The organism is Paracoccus sanguinis (assembly GCF_012689545.1).
Taxonomy (GTDB): Bacteria; Pseudomonadota; Alphaproteobacteria; order Rhodobacterales; family Rhodobacteraceae; genus Paracoccus; species Paracoccus panacisoli.
Window position 1 is genome coordinate 2822732 of record NZ_CP051542.1, and the last position, 18303, is coordinate 2841034.

The 18303-nt window shown below is 70.1% G+C and carries 19 protein-coding genes; 9 read left to right on the plus strand and 10 right to left on the minus strand.

The genetic code is table 11. The features are described from left to right. Nucleotides 1-88 precede the first annotated feature (88 nt). Nucleotides 89-1837 carry a caprolactamase subunit beta gene (capB, locus tag HGN31_RS13490; RefSeq protein WP_168783533.1) on the minus strand — a complete coding sequence of 583 codons (1749 nt, stop codon included), beginning with the start codon at nt 1835-1837 and terminating at the stop codon, nt 89-91. Nucleotides 1838-2087: 250 nt separating this feature from the next. Here capB and HGN31_RS13495 point away from each other — a divergent pair, with 250 nt between their 5' ends. The 3 genes from HGN31_RS13495 (at nt 2088) to HGN31_RS13500 (ending at nt 4583) form a co-directional block, all read left to right on the plus strand. Further along, entirely contained in the window at nt 2088-2741 is a 654-nt protein-coding gene (locus HGN31_RS13495) for a cupin domain-containing protein (protein WP_244961031.1), read from the plus strand. After that, nucleotides 2738-3046 (plus strand): helix-turn-helix domain-containing protein, encoded by a 309-nt coding sequence (locus HGN31_RS16565; protein ID WP_244961033.1) that lies wholly within the window; start codon nt 2738-2740, stop codon nt 3044-3046. Before HGN31_RS13495 ends, HGN31_RS16565 begins: the two co-directional genes overlap by 4 nt. Nucleotides 3047-3224: 178 nt before the next feature. Further along, nucleotides 3225-4583, plus strand: coding sequence for a purine-cytosine permease family protein (locus HGN31_RS13500; protein WP_036730955.1), 1359 nt, complete (start codon nt 3225-3227; stop codon nt 4581-4583). A gap of 89 nt (nt 4584-4672) precedes the next feature. On the opposite strand, the gene HGN31_RS13505 is transcribed toward HGN31_RS13500, so the two are convergent. Then, nucleotides 4673-5566, minus strand: coding sequence for a hypothetical protein (locus tag HGN31_RS13505; protein WP_168783534.1), 894 nt, complete (start codon nt 5564-5566; stop codon nt 4673-4675). A 232-nt stretch (nt 5567-5798) separates the two neighbouring features. Further along, complete coding sequence (locus HGN31_RS13510; protein WP_168783535.1) at nt 5799-6734, minus strand: pirin family protein; 936 nt, start codon at nt 6732-6734, stop codon at nt 5799-5801. Nucleotides 6735-6875: 141 nt separating this feature from the next. Here HGN31_RS13510 and HGN31_RS13515 point away from each other — a divergent pair, with 141 nt between their 5' ends. Both HGN31_RS13515 and HGN31_RS13520 read left to right on the plus strand, forming a co-directional pair. After that, nucleotides 6876-7505 (plus strand): glutathione S-transferase family protein, encoded by a 630-nt coding sequence (locus tag HGN31_RS13515; RefSeq protein WP_168783536.1) that lies wholly within the window; start codon nt 6876-6878, stop codon nt 7503-7505. Next, on the plus strand, nt 7502-9022 hold the full coding sequence (locus HGN31_RS13520; RefSeq protein WP_168783537.1) for a VOC family protein: 1521 nt from the start codon (nt 7502-7504) through the stop codon (nt 9020-9022). The genes HGN31_RS13515 and HGN31_RS13520 overlap by 4 nt, the downstream gene beginning before the upstream one ends. Here the strand turns inward: HGN31_RS13520 and HGN31_RS13525 are convergent. Genes HGN31_RS13525 through HGN31_RS13540 form a run of 4 tightly spaced genes read right to left on the minus strand, consistent with a single transcriptional unit; the run spans nt 9019 to nt 12501 of the window. After that, nucleotides 9019-10206: an MFS transporter gene (locus HGN31_RS13525; RefSeq protein WP_168783538.1), complete on the minus strand. Its 1188-nt coding sequence runs from the start codon at nt 10204-10206 to the stop codon at nt 9019-9021. The two genes, HGN31_RS13520 and HGN31_RS13525, sit on opposite strands and share 4 nt — an antisense overlap. 10 nt (nt 10207-10216) lie before the next feature. Beyond that, complete coding sequence (locus HGN31_RS13530) at nt 10217-10996, minus strand: sulfite exporter TauE/SafE family protein (RefSeq protein WP_168783539.1); 780 nt, start codon at nt 10994-10996, stop codon at nt 10217-10219. Beyond that, nucleotides 10993-11589, minus strand: a complete 597-nt coding sequence (locus HGN31_RS13535) for a hemerythrin domain-containing protein (RefSeq protein ID WP_168783540.1) — start codon at nt 11587-11589, stop codon at nt 10993-10995. Before HGN31_RS13535 ends, HGN31_RS13530 begins: the two co-directional genes overlap by 4 nt. Nucleotides 11590-11640: 51 nt before the next feature. Continuing rightward, complete coding sequence (locus HGN31_RS13540) at nt 11641-12501, minus strand: pirin family protein (RefSeq protein WP_168783541.1); 861 nt, start codon at nt 12499-12501, stop codon at nt 11641-11643. A gap of 193 nt (nt 12502-12694) precedes the next feature. Between HGN31_RS13540 and HGN31_RS13545 the strand changes: the two genes are divergently transcribed. The 4 genes from HGN31_RS13545 to HGN31_RS13560 all read left to right on the plus strand — a co-directional run bounded on the left by HGN31_RS13545 (nt 12695) and on the right by HGN31_RS13560 (nt 14841). Continuing rightward, nucleotides 12695-13258 carry a DoxX family protein gene (locus HGN31_RS13545; protein WP_168783542.1) on the plus strand — a complete coding sequence of 188 codons (564 nt, stop codon included), beginning with the start codon at nt 12695-12697 and terminating at the stop codon, nt 13256-13258. 4 nt (nt 13259-13262) lie between these two features. After that, nucleotides 13263-13580: a GNAT family N-acetyltransferase gene (locus HGN31_RS13550; RefSeq protein ID WP_168783543.1), complete on the plus strand. Its 318-nt coding sequence runs from the start codon at nt 13263-13265 to the stop codon at nt 13578-13580. An 11-nt stretch (nt 13581-13591) separates the two neighbouring features. After that, a complete protein-coding gene (locus tag HGN31_RS13555) occupies nt 13592-14236 on the plus strand; it encodes an isochorismatase family protein (protein WP_168783544.1) in 645 nt (214 codons plus the stop codon). A 65-nt stretch (nt 14237-14301) separates the two neighbouring features. Then, a complete protein-coding gene (locus HGN31_RS13560; protein WP_168783545.1) occupies nt 14302-14841 on the plus strand; it encodes an EF-hand domain-containing protein in 540 nt (179 codons plus the stop codon). A gap of 61 nt (nt 14842-14902) precedes the next feature. Here the strand turns inward: HGN31_RS13560 and HGN31_RS13565 are convergent, their stop codons facing one another. From HGN31_RS13565 to HGN31_RS13575, 3 genes are all read right to left on the minus strand, one after another. After that, nucleotides 14903-15442, minus strand: coding sequence for an NADPH-dependent FMN reductase (locus HGN31_RS13565; RefSeq protein ID WP_168783546.1), 540 nt, complete (start codon nt 15440-15442; stop codon nt 14903-14905). After that, nucleotides 15439-17181, minus strand: coding sequence for a monovalent cation:proton antiporter-2 (CPA2) family protein (locus HGN31_RS13570; RefSeq protein ID WP_168783547.1), 1743 nt, complete (start codon nt 17179-17181; stop codon nt 15439-15441). The genes HGN31_RS13565 and HGN31_RS13570 overlap by 4 nt, the downstream gene beginning before the upstream one ends. A 151-nt stretch (nt 17182-17332) precedes the next feature. Continuing rightward, entirely contained in the window at nt 17333-18268 is a 936-nt protein-coding gene (locus tag HGN31_RS13575) for a ring-cleaving dioxygenase (protein WP_168783548.1), read from the minus strand. Nucleotides 18269-18303 lie beyond the last annotated feature (35 nt).

Consider the following 18303-nt stretch of genomic DNA (forward strand, 5'->3'; position numbering starts at 1 on the left):
GGGTCAAACCTTGTCTCGGGCGGGACCACCGGGGGCTTCGCGCCCCCGGACCCCGCGGGATATTGGGGCAGGAAAGAACGGGCCGGGGTCAGGCGGCGCGCAGGCGTTCGGTCTCGGCGTGATCGACCTTGAAGGTCGCCGGATCGGCGAAGACCACGCCGTAGTCGCGGCGCGCGCCCTCGATGCTCACGAGGCCGTTGCGGACGTCCTCGATCACGCGGGCGATGTCGCGTTCGAACGGGTTGCCGTAGCCGCCGCCGCCGGGGTTCTTGTTGGCGGCGCGTTCGCCGGGCTGGATCGTCTCGATCACGTTCTCGGTGATGATCTGCGTCTCGCCGTTGCGCGTGACCTCAAGCCGGCCGACCTTGGGGGCGATCATGTCGGATTTGGCGCCCGCCGCGCCCATCGCCGGGATCCGCCGCCCCTCGCCGAAGGTGATGAGCGTCATGGGCTTGTCCATCGGCTCGACCTCCCAGCAGGTGCCCGAGCCGCCGCGGTTCTTGCCGGCCCCGCCCGAGTCCTCCATCAGCGAATAGCGGTGGATGATGATCGGGTAGCTGTGTTCCAGCATCTCGATGTCGCCCGAGGTCAGCGCGCCGAAGCAGCACTCCGGCCCGCAGGCGTGCCAGCCGTCCTGGCTGGCCGTGGCGCCGGCGCCCGAGATGATCGAGGCGAGCACCATCGTCACGTATTCCTCGTCGTGGCGGGTGTCCCAGCCGGCGATGTTGCAGCCGTTGGCGTGGCCCCAGCTCGCCGAGACCTTCTGCGGCGCCGCCTGTTCAAAGGCGAGGCGCACGGCGTCAGTGAGCGTCTCCATCGGGGTCGTGGTGCAGTTCATGTGCGGGGCGGGGGATTTCGCGTTGCAGAGCGTCCCCTTGGGCCCCATGTCGGTCGTCACGCAGCGATAGAGCCCCTCGTTGTAGGGCGGCGGCAGCTGGGCGAACATCATCAAGCCCAGATAGACGCCCGAGTGGCTGTTCCCCTCGTAGCTGTTGATGAAATAGGGCACCTGCGGGGGCGAGGCGATCTCGATGTGGCAGCCGTCGCCCTTGATGGTCACGGTGGCGGTGATCTCGAAGTCCCCGAAGCCGTGGCCCGCATCCTCGAGGATCGCGGTGCCGGTGTAGGTGCCGTCGGGGACCGTGGCGATCAGCTTGCGCATATGCGCCTCGGCCATGTCGAGAAGTTCGGCGATGCAGTCCTGCACCACGTCCTTGCCGTACTTGTCCATCAGCCGCACGAGCGCGCGCGCGCCGACCTGGCAGGCGCCGATCAGGGCGTTGAAGTCACCCTCCTGGTCGCGGCGGGCGCGCATGTTGGTCAGCAGCAGGTTCATCACGTCGCGGCGCGGCTTGCCGCGGTCCCACAGCTTGACGGGCGGGATGCGCAGGCCCTCGGCAAAGATCTCGGTGGCGTTGGGGTTGTAGCCTGCGGGCACCGGGCCGCCGATGTCGGTCAGGTGGCCCTTGCACACGGTCCAGAACACCAGCTCACCCTGGTAGAACACCGGGTAATACATGCAGGTGTCGATGATGTGCGACCCGCCATAGGCCGGGTCGTTGTGCAGGATCAGGTCGCCCTCGTGGATGTCGCCCTCGAAGAACCTGGCGACGGACTTCATCGCCGGAATCAGGCTGCCCAGGTGAATCGGGATGTCCTGCCCCTGCAGGATCATCTCGGGCGTGTGGTTGAACAGCGCGGTCGAATAGTCGTGCGCGAGGTTGAACACGCTCGACCGTGCGGTCTGTTCCAGCGTCAGCGTCATCTCGCGCTGGGTGGTCTCAAGGACGCCGCGGACCACCGACAGGGTGATCGGATCGACATTGCGTCTGGGCATGGTGCTTCCTCCCGTGTCTGCCGGCGTGCAGGGCGCCGGTTCTGATCCCTCCAGACTGGCGCGATCGTGTCCGGCGCGCTTGCAGCGAAGTGAGCGATTGCTTGACGATCCGTGCACGCAAGGCGCGGATTTGCCGCCGGGCGCGCCCGCTCTTGTCGATCCGCGCACCAGCCCACGGTCGACACGAAAAATTCTTGATCGGGCGACCGGGGGCGCGGCACGATGTCTCACCGCGCTTGGGGGATGGCGGATGGAGTCGACTGCCTATTGCACGGCCGGAACCAACCCGGCCCATCGCGCCGCCGAGTGGGAGCGGGTGATCGCGGACACCTATTTTCCCCTGCACCTGACGTTCCGCGATGCCGACCGCTTCTGCGGCCAGCTTGAGCGGCGCCAGATCGGGGCGGTGTCGCTGTCGCGGCTCGAGACCGAGCCGCTGCATTACGAGCGTCACGCCCGCCACATCACCTCGACGACCGAAGAGGATTACCTCGTCACCGTCCCCCGTCGCAGCGCGGTCGAGTTCCACCAGCTCGGGCGCAGCGTCCGCTGCAACCCCGGCGGCTTCATCATCGAGCGGGGCGACGAGCCCTATCGGTTCAGCTATGGCGCGCCGAACGAGCTGGCGGTGCTCAAGGTCGGCAAGCGCGCGCTGTCCGAAAAGCTGCGCAGCCCGGACCGGTTCTGCGCCCAGGCGATCGACGCGGGCGCAGGGCTGCCCGCGCTCTTCACCGCGATGATGGGGCAGTTGCAGGCCCTGCCGCTCAGCCAGTCGCACGCAGCCAACATCCTCGGGCGGCAGATCGTCGAGGTGCTGGCTTTGGCACTGGACGAACGCGCGGGCGGGGGGAGGAGGCGCAGAGCTCGGTCCGCGCCGGGCATCTCCGCCGCGCCGAGCAGGTGATCCGGCAGAACCTGCCCAATCCCGCGCTCTCGCCCGAGTTCGTGGCCGATGCCTGCGGCATCTCGAAGCGCTACCTGCACGAGCTGTTCGGCGATACCGAGGCGACCGTGTCGCAGTTCATCCGCGACGAGCGGCTGATCGCGGCGCGTGACGAGATCGCCACCGCCCGCGCCGTGCCGCTGGCGGTCATTGCCTATCGCTTCGGGTTCTCGGACCAGGCGCAGTTCTCGCGCCTCTTCCGCGCCCGCTTCGGCATGACCCCGAGCGACTGGCGCCGCCGCGCCGAGCGCCAGTCCGAGGGCTGACGGCCGGGGCCTTCGGGCCCCGCCGACCGCCGCGCGCGGGGCGGCGCGCGCAGATGCAAATCTTCGTGCATCCCCGCGCAAGACGCGCTGATCCGGTCGCCCCACCATGACCCGCAGTCCAGAGGCCGCGCCCCATCCGGGCAGACAAGGCGGCCCGTTCAGCAGGGAGTGCACGCATATGGCCGGAAGTCTCGAAACCGCTGTCGATCCAGCCGAAGGGCTGGAGTTTTCCGATCGCCCCGTTCCGCCCGATCAGCGCATGGGGCGGATGCCGCTGACCATGGCCTGGTGGTCGGTCTGCTCGGCGATGTTCTATCTCGTCGTCTCCGCTTCGCTGGCGCTGGCCTATGGCTCGGTCAACGCCATCATCGGGCTGGTGCTCTCGGTGATCGCCTATGCCGCGGTCAACGCGGTGCTGGTGCGGCACGCGATCCGCACCGGGCTGTCGGTCTCGCTCTTCTCGCGCATCCTGCTGGGGCAGACGGGGGCGGCGGTCGCCACGCTGATCTTCTTTGCCACCGCGATCTATTACGCCGTGTTCGAGGGCTCGGTGATCGCGCTGGCGCTGCAGAGCTATGCCGGCATCGCCTATCCGGTCGCGGCGCTCATCGTCGTGGTCTATTCGGTGCTGCTGATCTTCGGGTCGATCCAGAACTGGCTCGACAAGTTCAACGGCGTGCTGCTGCCCTTCTACCTCATCGGGCTTCTGTCGGCGGTGGTGCTGGCGATCTCGAAATACGGCTACTCGGACGCCTGGCTGAAGCTCGGCCCCGCGGGCGGGGCGCCTGCGACCGGCTGGTGGAACTGCTTCGTGGCCTTCATGGGGGTCTGGATCCTCATGATGTTCACCTATGACTACGCCCGCTTCGGCCGCGACGAGGACCGCGAATACCACGCCAAGGTGAACTTCGGCGCGCCCTTCTACCTCGTGGCCTTCCTGCTCAACGGCCTCGTCGGCATCTTCCTGGCCGCGAGCCTGCCGACCGAGGGCGGCGTCACCGAGGTCTCGGTCGTCCTCGCGCTGATCCAGCTGATGGGCTTTGCCGGGCTGGCCTTCGTCTGGATCTCGCAGACCCGGATCAACACCGCGAACTATTATCTCGCCGCCGTCAACATGGAGAGCTTTGCCCAGACCGCCTTCCGCCTGCGGCTGCCCAAGGTCGTCTGGGCCTGCGTGGTGGGGGTGATCGCCTATGTGCTGATGCTGGCCGACGTGTTCCACTATATCCTGCAGGCGCTGGCCTATCAGGGCATCTTCGTGGTCGCCTGGGTGGCGATCGCGCTGGTCCATATCGTCACCGAGGGGCGGGGCGGCGTCGATCACGACGCGACGCATTTCCGGCTGCGCGACACCCCTGCGGTGAACCCCGCGGGTCTGGGCGCCTGGATCGCGGCGTCGGTGCTGGGGCTGATCCTGCATCTGGCAGGCGGTGCGCTGGGCAGCTTCTCGGCGCCCGCGACCTTCGTCGCGGCCGGGGCGGCCTATGCCCTGCTGCGCGGGCGGCAGGCTGCGGAACTCTCGGTCGGGAACCGCTGACGCCATGGGACGACCCGGGGGCGCGTCGAGCGCCCCCGGTGCTCTGCGAGGCCCCCGCCGCGCCCGGACGCGCGGCGGGGGCTTCGTCGTCAGCGGGGCACCCCGCGGATCAGCCGCGCGAGGTCGAGCCCGGCGTCGTTCGTCACCTGCAACGGCGCAGGCATCAGGTCGGCCAGCTTGACCTCGATGCCCATTCCCACCTTGAACCCGGCCGCCGTACAGAACTGCACGATGTCGAGCAGGTAGCCCGTGAAGCGCGTGCCGTTGCCCGGGCCCCGCAACTGGCGGACCACCCCGTCCGCACCGACCTTGATCAGCGCCACCAGCGTCGGCCCGTCGCGCAGGGCCCAGACGTCGTGGCCGGCCGCGATACTCTCGCGCGCCGCGCCGTGCTTTGACAGGCAATTGCGCGCCTCGCGTCCCAGCGCGAGAACCTCGCCCAGCGTCGTCGTGCGGCGGCCCGTCAGACGCCCCGAGGTGAGCCGGGCGGGGCTGGCGTGGCGGGCGTCCTCGCCGCGCCGCCGGTCGGCCTCGTCCGCCGCGACAAGGATCTGCGACAGCCCGAGGCGCCGGGACAGGTCTTCCGGGGGGCCCTCCCAGTCGTCCCAGTCGGTGAGCGCCGTCCAGTGCGGCATCCCTCGCAGCGCCCGCACCGCGCGGGCGCGAAACGGGTGCGCGTCGTCGGCGCCGATCATCACCAGCCGCTCGACGTCGAAGAGAAGGTCGCTGGCCAGCCGTCGCGCGGCGAACTCGCCCTCGGCGCCGAGGCGATAGAGGCGCTCGCCCCGGCTCGACCGGTCGCGGGCCCATTGCGGGTCGCGCCCCTCGGCGATGGTGCGGGTGCCCAGCGCCATGGTGGGAAGCCAGCGGACCAGCAGGCGCCGCAGTTGCGGAGCGTGGGGATGAAGGGCAGGGGAGGCGGCATCGAGCCGGGAGTCGACGGCGCCGACCAGGCGATGCTGGTCGATGTAGTTCCTGAACATGGCGGAGCCTTCCATATGGCCACGCCCCACCAGCAGGCGGGGCACCGGGCTACATCGAAGGACCAGATGTCAGGTCATGCGCGGCACCCTAAGCCTCGGCGGGCCTGAGGGGAAGGGTGAGCGTCAGTACGCGGCCCTTGCGGACGCGCGCTGTTGCCGACGGGCCACGGCGCGCGCGTCGGCCCGGCCTCGAATCCCACGAGCGGGCGGCGGTGCCGAGGCGCCCGGCGACCTACTCTGGCGCCGGGATATACTCCGCCCGGTCCCCGGTCGGCAGGTCGAAGAGCCCCATGCCCCAGTCGGCGGCGCGCCATTCGCGCTTGGCCTCCTCGATCTTCTCGCGCGAGGACGAGACGAAGTTCCACCACACATGGCGCGGCCCGTTCAGCGTCGCCCCGCCCAGCGCCATCAGCCGCGCGCCCTGCGCACCGGCGGCGACGGTGATGCTGTCGCCGGGGCGGAACACCATCATCTGTCCGGCGGCGAAATCCTGTCCGGCGATGCGGACCGACCCTTCGGTGATGTAGAGCCCGCGATCCTCGTGGTCGTCGGGCAGCGGAAAGCGCGCCCCGGGGGTAAGCGTCACGTCCAGATAGAAGGTCTCCGAGTAAAGCGTCGCGGGCGCGCGCTCGCCGTAGGCCTGGCCGAGGATCAGGTTGGCACGGACGCCCTCGGCCTCGATCACGGGCAGGCTGTCCTTGCCGTGATGCTCGAAGATCGGGTCCATGTCCTCGCGCTCCTCGGGCAGCGCGATCCACGTCTGGATGCCGTAGAGGCTGTGCGGCCCCGCGCGGCCCGCGGCCGACGTGCGCTCGGAGTGGGTCACGCCCTTGCCGGCCACCATCCAGTTGACTGCGCCGGGCAGGATCACCTGATCGGTGCCGATGCTGTCGCGGTGGTGAAAGTCGCCGCGGTAGAGATAGGTGACGGTGCCCAGCCCGATGTGCGGATGCGGGCGCACGTCGATGCCCTGCCCGGTCAGGAACTCTGCGGGGCCGGCCTGGTCGAAGAAGATGAACGGCCCGACCATCTGCCGCCGCGGCGCGGGCAGGGCGCGCTTGACCTCGAACCCGCCGAGGTCGCGGGCGCGGGGGATGATCAGCGTCTCGATGGCTTCGACCCCGATCTCGTCGGGGCAGGCGGGTGCGAGGGCGGGGTTCCAGCTCATGCGTGCCTCCTGCTTTGGGCTTGACGCTAGCCCGCTGCGGCAAACCGATCAACCGGAACGCGTTCGGCGCCCCCGAACGCGGCTTTCGCTGGACAAGCCGCGCCGCGCGCGAAAGATTTGCGCCAAAAGGGGGAGGGCTTGATGACCACGCTGTACTACGCCGTCGGTGCCTGTTCGCTGGCACCGCATATCGTGCTGGAATGGATCGGGGCGCCCTACGAGGCGGTGAAGGTCCAGATCGGCAGCAAGGAGCTGCTGGCCGTGAACCCCGCCGGCGCGGTGCCCACGCTGCGCGAGGACGACGGCTGGCTGCTGACCCAAGCGGGCGCGATCCTCGAATACCTCGCGCACAAGCACCCCGAGGCCGGGCTGGCGGGCGGCGACAGCCTGCGCGAGCGGGCCGAGGCGCATCGCTGGTCGGCGTTCTTCACCTCGGACATGCACGCGGCCTTCTGGCCGGTGTTCATGCCCTATCGCTACACGGTCGATCAGGGCGACGCGGCGAAGAAGGCCGTGGTCGAGGCCGGCCACAAGCTCGTGCGCAAGCAGATGGCCGCGCTGAACACCCATCTCGAGGGCCGCGACTGGGTGCTGGGCGAGGGGCGCGGCACGCGCTCGGTCATCGACGCCTATGCGTTTCCGATGATCCGCTGGGGCGTGAAGATGCTGCCCGACGGGATCGCCGATTTCCCGAACGTGCAGGCGCTGCACGACCGTCTGGCCGCCGACGAGGCGGTGCAGCGCGTGCTCGCACGCGAGGCCGCCGCGTGACGACCGGCATCCACCACGTCACCGCCCTGACCCGCAACGTCCAGAAGAACGTGGATTTCTACGCGGGTTTTCTGGGCCTGCGGCTGGTCAAGCAGACCGGCGGCTACGAGGACGCCGAGCAGCTGCACCTGTTCTACGGCGACCGGCTGGGCAGCCCGGGCTCGATCGTGACGTTTCTCGTCTGGCAGGACGGGGCGGCGGGGCGCGTGGGTCTGGGGCAGGTCTCAGAGACCGCCTTTGCCGTCGCGCCGTCCTCCCTCGGCGAATGGCTGACGCGGGCGATGCGGGCGGGCGTGCCGGTCAGCGGCCCCGCGCAGGAGATGGGAGAGAGCGTCCTGCGCCTGCGCGACCCGGACGGGATCATCGTCAAGCTGGTCGGCCTCGAGATGCCGGCCGAGGCGCCGCTTGACGATCCGACGGCGCCGACCCGGATCCGGGGGGTGACCATCCTGACCGAGAATGCCGAGACGGTCGCGGGCTTCCTTCACCGCTTCGGCTATGCCGAGCAACGCCGTGACGGTCCGTTCATCCGCATGGCGTCGGACAGCGATGTGGTGGACATCCGCGGGTCGGCCGGGTTCGTGACCGGCGGTCAGGGCACGGGCGTGTTCGACCACGTGGCCTTCCGCGCCCCCGACGTCGAGGCGGTGCGGGCAATGCGGCTCGCGCTGCGCGATCATGACGGCGCGACCGCGGTTCATGACCGCAAGTACTTCATGTCGCTTTATGTGCGCGAGCCGACCGGGACGCTCTTCGAATATGCGACCGATGCGCCGGGCTTCACCGTGGACGAGCCGGCCGAGCACCTGGGCGAGACCCTGTTCGTCCCGCCCCACGATCAGGCGCGCGCCGCCGACCTGCGGGTGATCCTGCCGCAGTTCGCGCGGCCCGGCGCGGAAAGGATGCCGATGCGCGACCTGCCCTTCGTCCACCGCTTCCACACGCCGGACGATCCCGACGGCTCGGTGCTGGTGCTGCTGCACGGAACGGGCGGGTCCGAGACCGACCTCATGCCGCTGGCCGCGCGGATCAACCCGCGCGCGACCCTGCTGGGGGTGCGCGGGCGGTCGACCGAAGAGGGGATCAACCGCTGGTTCCGGCGCCTCGACCCGCTCACCTACGACCAGGCCGACATCGCCGCCGAGGCCGAGGCGTTCGCCGGGTTCGTCGCGGGCGCGGTGCGGGGCTACGGGCTCGACGCCGACGCGCTCACGTTCCTGGGCTATTCCAACGGCGCGAACCTGCTGGGCGCGATCCTGCGGCTGCATCCGGGGGTGGTGCGGCGCGCGGTGCTCCTGCGCGGGATCGAGGTTCTGGACGACGCCCCCGCGGCCGATCTGACCGGCACGCGCGTGCTGATGACGACCGGGGCGCGCGACCCCTACGGCCGCATGGCCCCGCCGCTCGAGGCCTCGCTGAAGGCCAGCGGGGCCGATGTCGATGCCCGGCTGATCGAGGCCGGGCACGAGTTGTCGGGCGCCGATCTGACGGCGGTGCAGGGCTGGCTGGCGGGTTAGCGCTCCGCCAGCACCAGCGCGGCGAGACCGGCGAAACCGACCGCGACGAGCCCTGCGACGCGCAGCCCGCCGGGATAGCCGAGCGCGTCGAAGAGCGGCCCGGTCAGCAGCGGCGACAGGAACTGGCCGGTGAAGATCGCGGTGGTCATGGCGCCCGAGGCCGCCCCCCGCCGATGCGCGGGGGCGACGTTCAGCGCGGCGGTCATGAAGTTCGGCATCACCAGCCCCAGCCCGATCCCCAGCACCGCGTTGGCCGCGATCAGCCCGGCCACGCCCCCCGCCGCCGCCATCGCTGAAAACCCCGCCGCCACGATCAGATAGCCGAGCGCCGGCGTCACCCGGCCGCCCAGCCGGGCCCGGACCCGGCCGAAGCCCAGCGCGGTCAGCCCGCCCGCCACGGTCGTGGCCGCCATCACCTGCGCCGTCAGCGCGGGGTCCGCCAGGCCCAGGCTGGCGAGGTAGAAGGGCAGGTGCACCGGCACGATGTAGAACATCACGAAGGTCATGCCCGCCATGCCGGCCAGCACCGCGACGCGCCCCGCCCAGCCGGGGGCGGCGGGCTCTGCCGCGGGGCGATGCGCGGGCTTGCCTGTGCCGGTCGCGGGCCGCTCGCGCAGCACGGCGGCGATGAAGGGCAGATAGGCAAAGCCCACGGCGTAGAGCGCGAAGGGCCAGCGCGGCGAGATCGCCGCCAGCCAGCCGGCCGCGAGGATGAAGACGAAGCCGCCGAAATTCGTCGCGGCCATCTGCCAGCCGATGAACCGGCCCCGCGCGGCGCCCTCGAAATAATCGCCGATCAGCGCGGTCTGGGCGACCATGATCGCCGCGAACGAGATGCCCAGCACCACGCGGCTGACCAGCATCCCCTCGAGCGTCGGGATGAACGCCGCGACGGTCCCGGCCACCGCGTAAAGCGCGATCCCCCCGAGCAGCAGGCGGCGGCGGCTGAAGCGGTCGGTGATGATCCCGGCGAAGGGCGCGATCAGCGCCACGGCGAGCGCCGGCGCCGTCACCAGAAGGCGCACCAGCCGGGCGGCGTCGGGGTGGTCGGCGAAACTCGCCTCCAACCCCGGCAGGGCGGGGCTGATGGTCGCGTTGGACAGGATCGTGAGCGTCGCGGCGAGGATCAGCGCCCAGGCGCGCGGGTCGCGCGCCAGCGGGCGCGGCGCAGGTAAGCTTGGCATTCTCTTGCTCCTACAATCCCAGGGCCAGCGCGGCGGCCAGCACCAGCAGCAGCACGGCAAAGCCCTTTTTCAGCGCATCCCCCGGCAGGCGCGCGGCCAGACGCGCCCCGAACGGCGCGCCGATCACCCCGCCGAGCCCCAGCCCGATCAGCGCGGGCAGATGGACCGAGCCCAGCATCGGCGCGGCGATCCCCGCGAGCGGGCGGAGCGCGTGGAACACGAAGCCCAGCACCGTCACCGGCAGGCCGATGGCGGCGGAACTCGCCACCGCGCGGACCATGCTGACGCCGCGGGCCGAGAGATAGGGCACCATGAAGACGCCGCCGCCCGCGCCGATCAGCGCCCCGGCGGTGCCGATCGCGGCGCCGGCCAGCCGGTCGTGGCGAGCCGATCCCGCACCCGGCGAAGGTTTGCGCCCGCGCAGCATCCGGGCGGCGATGAACACGAGGAAGCCCGCGAAGATCACCCGCAGGGCCATGGGCGGCAGCACCGTGACCAGCGCCGATCCGGCCAGCAGGCCGATGAGGCTGAACGGCACGATGCGCCGGAACAGCGCCCAGTCGACGTTGCCCATGCGGTGATGCGCCGTGACCGCGCTGAGCGATCCGATGGTCACGATCCCCATCGAGGTCGCCAGCGCCACCAGTGGCGCCTGCGCCGCGGGCACGCCCAGCAGCGGCAGCGAGAACACCAGCGCGGGCACGGCGACCAGCGCCATGCCCACCCCCAGAAGCCCCAGCAGGACCCCGCCCAGAACCCCGGCGATCAGCAGGATGAGGATCGTCGTCATGCGCCGAACTCCGGGTCGGCCTTGGCGCGCTCGAGGATCAGCGGGATCACGATGTCCTCCTCGTCGGCCAGGTGCTGGCGCAGCAGGGGCGCGATGCGATCGACCGTCGCGGCCAGATCGTCGACCGCGTATTTCTGGTCGCTGGTCATCACGCCCTCGGCCTGACCGAGGCGGCGCAGGCTGGCCTGCGTCACCGCCGCCAGCTCGTCGATGGCGTCGTGGATCAGGTGGTGATCGGCGTCGAGGATCTCGAACCCCCGGACCAGCCGCGGCTCGACGCGCTGGAAGGCGGGGAAGTAATGGTGGTCCTCGATCCGGTGGTGGCCGTCGAGACTGCCCAGCAGGCTGCCGATGTGGCGCCGCAGGCCCGGGGCGCTGTCATAGGTCGTCTCGCCGTCCTCGCGCAGCCGCGTCAGCTGGTCGGCGATCTTCGCGGTGATGGCGCGGAAGTAATCGTGGTTGGCCAGCCAGATCTCGCCCGTTCCGGCCAGCGCCGATTGCCCCCGCCACGTGCCGCGTGGGTGCTTGCGCGTCAGGAACAGCAGGTCTTCGGGCAGACCCGTGCGGCTGCCCAGCGTGATGTCTTGGTCCATGTGACACTCCTTGCAAGGGCGGGCGGCGGGTCGCCCCGCCGCCCGGCGCGCTTACAGACGCCCGAACTTTCCGGCGTTGAAGTCCTGGATCGCCTGCCGGATCTCGCCCTCTGTGTTCATCACGAAGGGGCCGTAGGCGGCGATCGGCTCGTCGATCGGCTCACCGGCGAGGAACAGCAGCTTGGCGTCGCTCGCGGCCTCGATCACCACGCCGCCCCCCTCGCGCGAGAGGCGCGCCACGGCGGGGCCGGTGAGCTTGGCCTCGGCATTCACCGTGACCTCGCCCGACAGCGCGACGACCAGCACGTTCCAGCCCTCGGGCGGGGTCAGCGTCGTCGTCGCCCCGGCGTTCAGCCGCAGGTCCAGCACGTCCATCGGCGTGAAGGTCGAGGCCGGGCCCTTGGCGTCGCCGTAGCTGCCGGCGATCACTCGGACGCGCCCCGCCCCATCGGGCAGATCGACCGCCGGGATCTGGGCGTCGGTGATGCTCTGATAGCCCGGCGCCGCGGACTTGTCCTGGCCGCGCAGGTTCACCCACAGCTGGACCATCTCGAACATCCCGCCCCTGGCGGTGTAGTCGTGGCTGTGGAACTCCTTGTGCAGGATCCCGTCGCCGGCGGTCATCCACTGCACGTCGCCGCGCCCGATGACGCCGCCGCGGCCGGTCGAGTCGCCGTGCTCGACCTCGCCCTCATAGACGATGGTGACGGTCTCGAAGCCCTTGTGCGGGTGGACGTCGACGCCGCGCGGGCGGGTGGCGGGTTCGAAATGATGCGGCCCGCCGTAATCGAGCATCAGGAAGGGCGTGGTCTCGGACCGGCCCGACATATGCGAAAACAGTGAGCGGACCGGAAAGCCGTCGCCGACCCAATGGCCGCGCGGTGCAGTGGTGGTGTCAACGATCTTGCGCATGGTGTCCTCCGTTGATCCGGCGGGCCGTGCCGCCGCTTGCGACCAAGATGGCGCCGACGAACCCTCTCGCCAAGGCGCGAGGTGTTCGGTAGGCTGGAACGCGGGATTAGAGAAAACTAGCTGGAGGCGAACGTCAGCCTGCCGCAGAGTGCGTGCAGTGAAACTGTCAGACCCGCACGGGGGGAAGGTGCTCATGGACAGGAACGACACGCCGCTGATCCTGCCCGGCCTCGGGCCGTTCTACGATCGCGTGGCACAGCCGCTGGCCCATCTCGGGTTGCGGGTGCTGGTCGGCGCGATGCTGATCGTCGAGGGCTGGCCCAAGATCACCGCGCCCTTCGCCATGGCGGGGTTCACCGAAAGCATCGGGATGTATCCCGGCTGGCTGTGGTCGGCGGTCCTCGCCGTGCTGCAGTTCGTCGGGGGGCTGATGATCCTTGTCGGGTTCCTCACCCGACCGGCGGCGCTGGCGAACGGCGTGATGCTCGCCGTCACCTACTGGTTCCACGTCACCCACCCCTACGGCACCGCCCTGCTGACGCCCGAGGGGATCGCGGCCCTGCCCGGGCAGGCGTCGCTCTTCACCGCCGACGGGCTGCGCAACCTCGGCGCCGATGGCGGGGCCACCTTCCTGCACATGGTCCAGTTCAAGGCCGAGGGCCTCTCGGCGATCTGGACGGTGGCGGCGCTGCTGCTCGCCGCCTGGGGCGCGGGGCCGCTCTCCATCGACCGCACGATCCTCAAGAGGGAGTTCTGAGACGATGAGCGACATCACCATCACCAAGGAAGACAGCGGGGGCCGGCACGGCCGCTATGTCGCCCGCATCGACGGCATCGACGCCGAGGGCGAGATCACCTTCACCCACCGGGGCGACGGCGTGATCAGCGCCGACCACACCGGCGTGCCCGACGCCATGGGCGGGAAGGGGGTAGCCAACGCGCTGCTCGACTTCATGCTCGAGGATGCGCGGGCCAACGCGTTCCGCATCATCCCGGTCTGCCCCTACGTGCGCGCCCAGTATGCCCGCCACCCCGAATGGGCCGACCTGTTCACCACCAAACCCGGCGAAGACCCCTGAGGGAGGACCCCATGCCCAAGACCGAGCCCGAACCCATCCGCGACCAGACCTCCGACCGGCTGCTCACCCCGCAGAACTGCGCCATCGCGCTGATCGACTATCAGCCCGAGCAGTACCGCACCGTGACCTCGTCCTCGGCCGAGGAGATCAACCTCAATGTCATCGCGCTCTGCAAGTTCGCGCGTGCCTACGACGTGCCGGTGATCGTCTCGACGGTCGGCGTGGACATGGGCGTGAACACCGGCACCGCCGAGGAAATCCTGGCCGAGCTGCCCGACGTCGAGGAAATCGACCGCAGCGGCGTCAACGCGTGGGAGGACGAGGACTTTCGCAACGCCATCCTCGCCACCGGGCGCAAGAACATCGTTATCGCGGGGCTCTGGACCGAGGTCTGCCTGACCTTCCCGGTGATCGACATGCAGGCCGAGGGGCTGCACTGCTACCCGGTCGAGGACGCCGTGGGCGGCATCTCGCCGGTGGCCCATCACGCCGCGATCGAGCGGATGCGGCAGGCCGGGGCCACGCCGATCACCGCGATCCAGTTCGGCTCCGAGCTGATGCGCAATTGGGCCCGCCCGGACTCGTCCAAGTTCCGCGAGGTCCTGCAGTGGTACTTCCCCAAGCGCTTCGGCCTGATGAAGGACGGCAAGATCTGAACCTGGAAAGAACCCGGCGCGGCGGCTGCGCGGCCGCCGCGCCGTGAGGATGCCGAGACCACACCATGTCCCTGCCGGGCCGCACCATCGAGGAGGAGAACGACATGAAGGCTTCGAAGCTGACGCCGACCACGCTCACCGGACTGGCGCTCGTCGTCGCGCTGGCCGCCCCGCTGGCCGCGCAGAACTTTCCCGAAGAGATCGACGTGATGCGCCGCATCGCCGCGTCCTTCGACACCAACAACGACGACAAGATCGACCGCGACGAGTTCCGCGAGTTCACCCGGCTCGTCTGGGCGTCGATGGACAGCAACAACGACGGGCAGGTGGACGAGGCCGAGTTCATGGCCTGGGACCCCGGCTTCAGCTACGTCGCCGAGCTGAACGGCAAGTCCGAGGACTTCACCTCGATGAAGCAGGAGATCTTTGCCTACTGGGACGCGAACGGCGACAAGATCGCGACCCGCGACGAGGTGCTGGCCACGGCGGATGACGAGTTCAAGAACTCGGACCCCGACGGGGACGGGTTCGTGACCGGGCGCGACCTCGCCTTCGGCTCGCCCACCTTCTCGGCCTTCATCTTCGGTGCCGGCCCGGCGAAGTGACCGCGGCCTGATCCGAGCAAGACCGAAAAGGCCCGGCCGCTGTGCCGGGCCTTTGCTCGTCTCAGAGCGTATCGGCGAACTCGGCCACGAACTCCCGGACCAGCTCGCGGGTCTTCTCGTCATGCAGGTTGCCCTCGTCGTCGAAGATGGCTCCGGCGCGCGAGACGATCAGCCGCCCCTCGGCGCGGATCGAGCAGCGAAGGTAGCGCAGCACCGGCAGCCAGTGGTTCTGCGACAGGATCGTGCCGAACCCGCCGGGCGAGGTGCCCATCACCGCGACCGGCTTGCCCTTGAAGAGCCGCAGCCCCTCGCCACGGGACATCCAGTCGATGGCGTTCTTGAAGACGCCGGGGATGCCGTTGTTGTACTCCGGCGTGGCCAGCAGCAGCCCGTCGGCGGCGGCAAGCTGTTGCTGCAGGCGCTGGACCCCGGCCGGCAGACCCGACTTCGCCTCTTCGTCGGCATCGTAGAGCGGCACGTCGCGGATGTCGCCGACCTCGATCGTGACGCCGGAGGGCGCCAGCTCGACCGCGGCGCGCAGCAGGCCGGCATTGAAGGACGCCCGGCGCAAGCTGCCGGAAAGACCGAGGATCGTCGTCATGCAGTGTCCTTTTTCGCTTTGACCAGAGGTTCGGGGGTGAGCGTCTGATACAGGCGGTCGCGCCCGGCCATGGCGCCGTTCTGGACCTGCTGGCCCAGCCGCTCGTTGTCGCGCGACCGGATGTCCTGCAGCGTCTCGCTGACCACGGCCTCGGAGCAGCCGAGCGCGCGCAGGCCCTGCGCACCCATCAGATAGGCCGACTCGACCGTCTCGCGGATCTGGTAGTCGACGCCCGCGTGGATCAGCTCGACCGCGTGGCTGCGGTCATAGGCGCGCACCAGAAGCTTGGCCTGCGGGAACTCGTGGCGCACCAGCTCGACGATGCGGGCCGCCACCTTGGGGTCGTCCACGCAGACCATGATGACCTCGGCATCCTCGGCGCCCGAGTGGTGCAGGACGTCCAGCCGGCTGCCGTCGCCGAAATAGACCTTGAAGCCCCAGCGCTCGGCCTCGCGGATGCGGTCCGGGTCGGTGTCGATGATCGACGCCGGCGCCCCCCGCGCCAGCAGCATCTGCAGGGCGATCTGCCCGAAGCGGCCGAAGCCGATGACCAGCGCCTGGCCCTGCAGGTTGTGGGCGCGCTCCACCCCCTCCATCGAGGCGTCGCGGCGCAGCAGCCGGTCTGCGGCGATCAGGATCAGCGGCGTGAACGCCATGGACAGGATCACGACCGAGCCGAAGATGGCGTTCTCGCGCGCGTCGATCACGCCGCCGGAGGCCGCGGCGCTGTAGAGCACGAAGGCGAACTCGCCCCCTTGCGCGAACATGGCGGTGCGCTTGAGCGCAGCGATGTTGGAGCTGCCGAAGACCCTCGCCACGGTGTAGATGGCGATGGCCTTGACCACCACGTAGGCGGCGAGCATGGCGAACAGCAGCGGCCATTCGGCCGCGACCACCCGCAGGTCGAGGGACATCCCCACCGCGAGGAAGAAGAGCCCCATGAGGAGGCCGCGGAACGGCTCGATGTCGGTCTCGATCTGGTGGCGATAGCTCGAGCCGGACAGCATGACCCCGGCGAGGAACGCGCCCATCGCCATCGACAGGCCCACCGTCTCCATCAGCAAGGCCGCGCCCAGCACCACCAGCAGCGCGCCCGCGGTCAGCACCTCGCGCGAGCGGGCGCGGGCGAGCAGCCCGAAGAACGGGTCGAGCAGCCAGCGCCCGACCACCAGCAGCGCGGCGAGCCCCGCCAGCGGCAGCAGGACCGCCATGGCCCCGCCCTCGGCCTCGCCGCCCGGCGCGAGGACCGCGACGATGGCCAGCAGCGGGACGATCAGCAGATCCTCGAACAGCAGGATCGAGACCGCCTTCTGACCTTCGGCGCTGGCGATCTCGCCCCGGTCCTGCAGCGTCGACATGATGACGGCGGTCGAGGACAGCACGAAGCCCGCCCCGGCGACGAATGCCGTGACCAGCGGCAGGCCGAAGAGCAGCATCCCGGCGGCCGTCAGCAGCGCGACGGCCAGCGAGACCTGTGCCAGCCCGAGACCGAAGATCTGCCCCCGCATCGTCCAGAGCTTCTGCGGCCGCAGCTCGAGCCCGATGATGAAGAGGAACATCACCACGCCGAGTTCGGCGAAATGCAGGATCGTGTCGGGGTCCGTGAACAGGCCGAGCAGCGAGGGGCCGACGAGCGCGCCCGCGGCGAAATACCCCAGCACCGACCCGAGGCCGAGGCGCCGGAACAGCGGCACCGCGATGACGGCGGCCCCCATCAGGACGACTGCCGGTCCGATCACCGGACCCAAGCCTGCTACCGCCATCGCACTCTCCGATCCGAGTTGAACAAAGTTATGGCGGCCCGCGGGGCGCCCTTCAACGACAAACCCGCCGGCGCAGGGCCGGCGGGTTCGCTGGGTGTGGTGCCACGCATCATCGCTGGGTCGAGGGTCAGTCGATGGGCCGCAGCCCGGCCTCGATCCGGGCCCGCTGCGGTTCGAGGAACGGTGGCAGCGACAGCGCCTCGCCCATCGTCTCGAACGGCTCGTCCACCGCGAAGCCGGGACCGTCGGTGGCGATCTCGAACAGGTTGCCGCCGGGCTCGCGGAAATAGAGGCTGCGGAAGTAGTAGCGCTCGACCTCGTCCGAGTTCGGGATGCGGAAATCGCGCAGCCGCTGGGTCCAGTCGTGGATCGCCGCGACATCGGGGACGCGGAAGGCCACGTGATGCACCCCGCCCGCGCCCTGCCGCGCCGTGGCCAGGTCGGGCTCGACCGCGACGTGCAGTTCCGCGGACGGGCCACCGTCGCCCATCTCGAACACATGCACCTGCCCATCGGGGCCGGGATAGTCGCGCATCCGGCGCATGTTCATGACGCGGGTCAGCACCGCCTCGGTGGACGCCAGCTCAGGCACCGAGATGGTGATCGGCCCGAGCCCCCGGATCTGGTGCTCGGCCGGGACCGGGCTCCGCTCCCACGGGTGGGGGGTGCCGGTGGTATCGGCAGTCAGGCGGAAGCGCTGCCCCTCGGGGTCCTCGAAATCAAGCGTGGCGCGGCCGTCGGTGGTGCCCGGCGCGCCCCGCGTCAGCCCCGCCTCGCCCAGGCGCGCCGCCCAGTAGTCGAGGCTCGCCTCGGCCACCCTGAGGCCGGTGCGGCTGATCGAGCGGGTGCCGCGCCGCTCGGGCGCCGCCGGCCAGTCGAAGAACGTGAGGTCGGTGCCGGGGCTGCCCGCGCCGTCGGCGAAGAACAGGTGATAGGCCGAGGTGTCGTCCTGGTTGACGGTCTTCTTGACTCGCCGCATCCCCAGCGTGCCGGTATAGAACCGGTTGTTGCCGGGCGCATCGGCGGTGATCGCCGTCAGGTGATGGATGCCGGTCAGTTGCATGCAAGGCCTCCTTCGTGATGGGTTCGGGGCAAATA

Excerpts from the sequence above, each read along its gene's own strand:
- HGN31_RS13555 (WP_168783544.1), top strand. The coding sequence starts at position 13,592 with ATGCCCAAGACCGAGCCCGAACCCATCCGCGACCAGACCTCCGACCGG.
- HGN31_RS13540 (WP_168783541.1), bottom strand. The coding sequence starts at position 12,501 with ATGCGCAAGATCGTTGACACCACCACTGCACCGCGCGGCCATTGGGTC.
- HGN31_RS13495 (WP_244961031.1), top strand. The coding sequence starts at position 2,088 with ATGGAGTCGACTGCCTATTGCACGGCCGGAACCAACCCGGCCCATCGC.
- HGN31_RS13545 (WP_168783542.1), top strand. The coding sequence starts at position 12,695 with ATGGACAGGAACGACACGCCGCTGATCCTGCCCGGCCTCGGGCCGTTC.
- HGN31_RS13560 (WP_168783545.1), top strand. The coding sequence starts at position 14,302 with ATGTCCCTGCCGGGCCGCACCATCGAGGAGGAGAACGACATGAAGGCT.
- HGN31_RS13500 (WP_036730955.1), top strand. The coding sequence starts at position 3,225 with ATGGCCGGAAGTCTCGAAACCGCTGTCGATCCAGCCGAAGGGCTGGAG.
- HGN31_RS13505 (WP_168783534.1), bottom strand. The coding sequence starts at position 5,566 with ATGTTCAGGAACTACATCGACCAGCATCGCCTGGTCGGCGCCGTCGAC.
- capB (WP_168783533.1), bottom strand. The coding sequence starts at position 1,837 with ATGCCCAGACGCAATGTCGATCCGATCACCCTGTCGGTGGTCCGCGGC.
- HGN31_RS13530 (WP_168783539.1), bottom strand. The coding sequence starts at position 10,996 with ATGACGACGATCCTCATCCTGCTGATCGCCGGGGTTCTGGGCGGGGTC.
- HGN31_RS13535 (WP_168783540.1), bottom strand. The coding sequence starts at position 11,589 with ATGGACCAAGACATCACGCTGGGCAGCCGCACGGGTCTGCCCGAAGAC.
- HGN31_RS13565 (WP_168783546.1), bottom strand. The coding sequence starts at position 15,442 with ATGACGACGATCCTCGGTCTTTCCGGCAGCTTGCGCCGGGCGTCCTTC.
- HGN31_RS13515 (WP_168783536.1), top strand. The coding sequence starts at position 6,876 with ATGACCACGCTGTACTACGCCGTCGGTGCCTGTTCGCTGGCACCGCAT.
- HGN31_RS13510 (WP_168783535.1), bottom strand. The coding sequence starts at position 6,734 with ATGAGCTGGAACCCCGCCCTCGCACCCGCCTGCCCCGACGAGATCGGG.
- HGN31_RS13525 (WP_168783538.1), bottom strand. The coding sequence starts at position 10,206 with ATGCCAAGCTTACCTGCGCCGCGCCCGCTGGCGCGCGACCCGCGCGCC.
- HGN31_RS13575 (WP_168783548.1), bottom strand. The coding sequence starts at position 18,268 with ATGCAACTGACCGGCATCCATCACCTGACGGCGATCACCGCCGATGCG.
- HGN31_RS13550 (WP_168783543.1), top strand. The coding sequence starts at position 13,263 with ATGAGCGACATCACCATCACCAAGGAAGACAGCGGGGGCCGGCACGGC.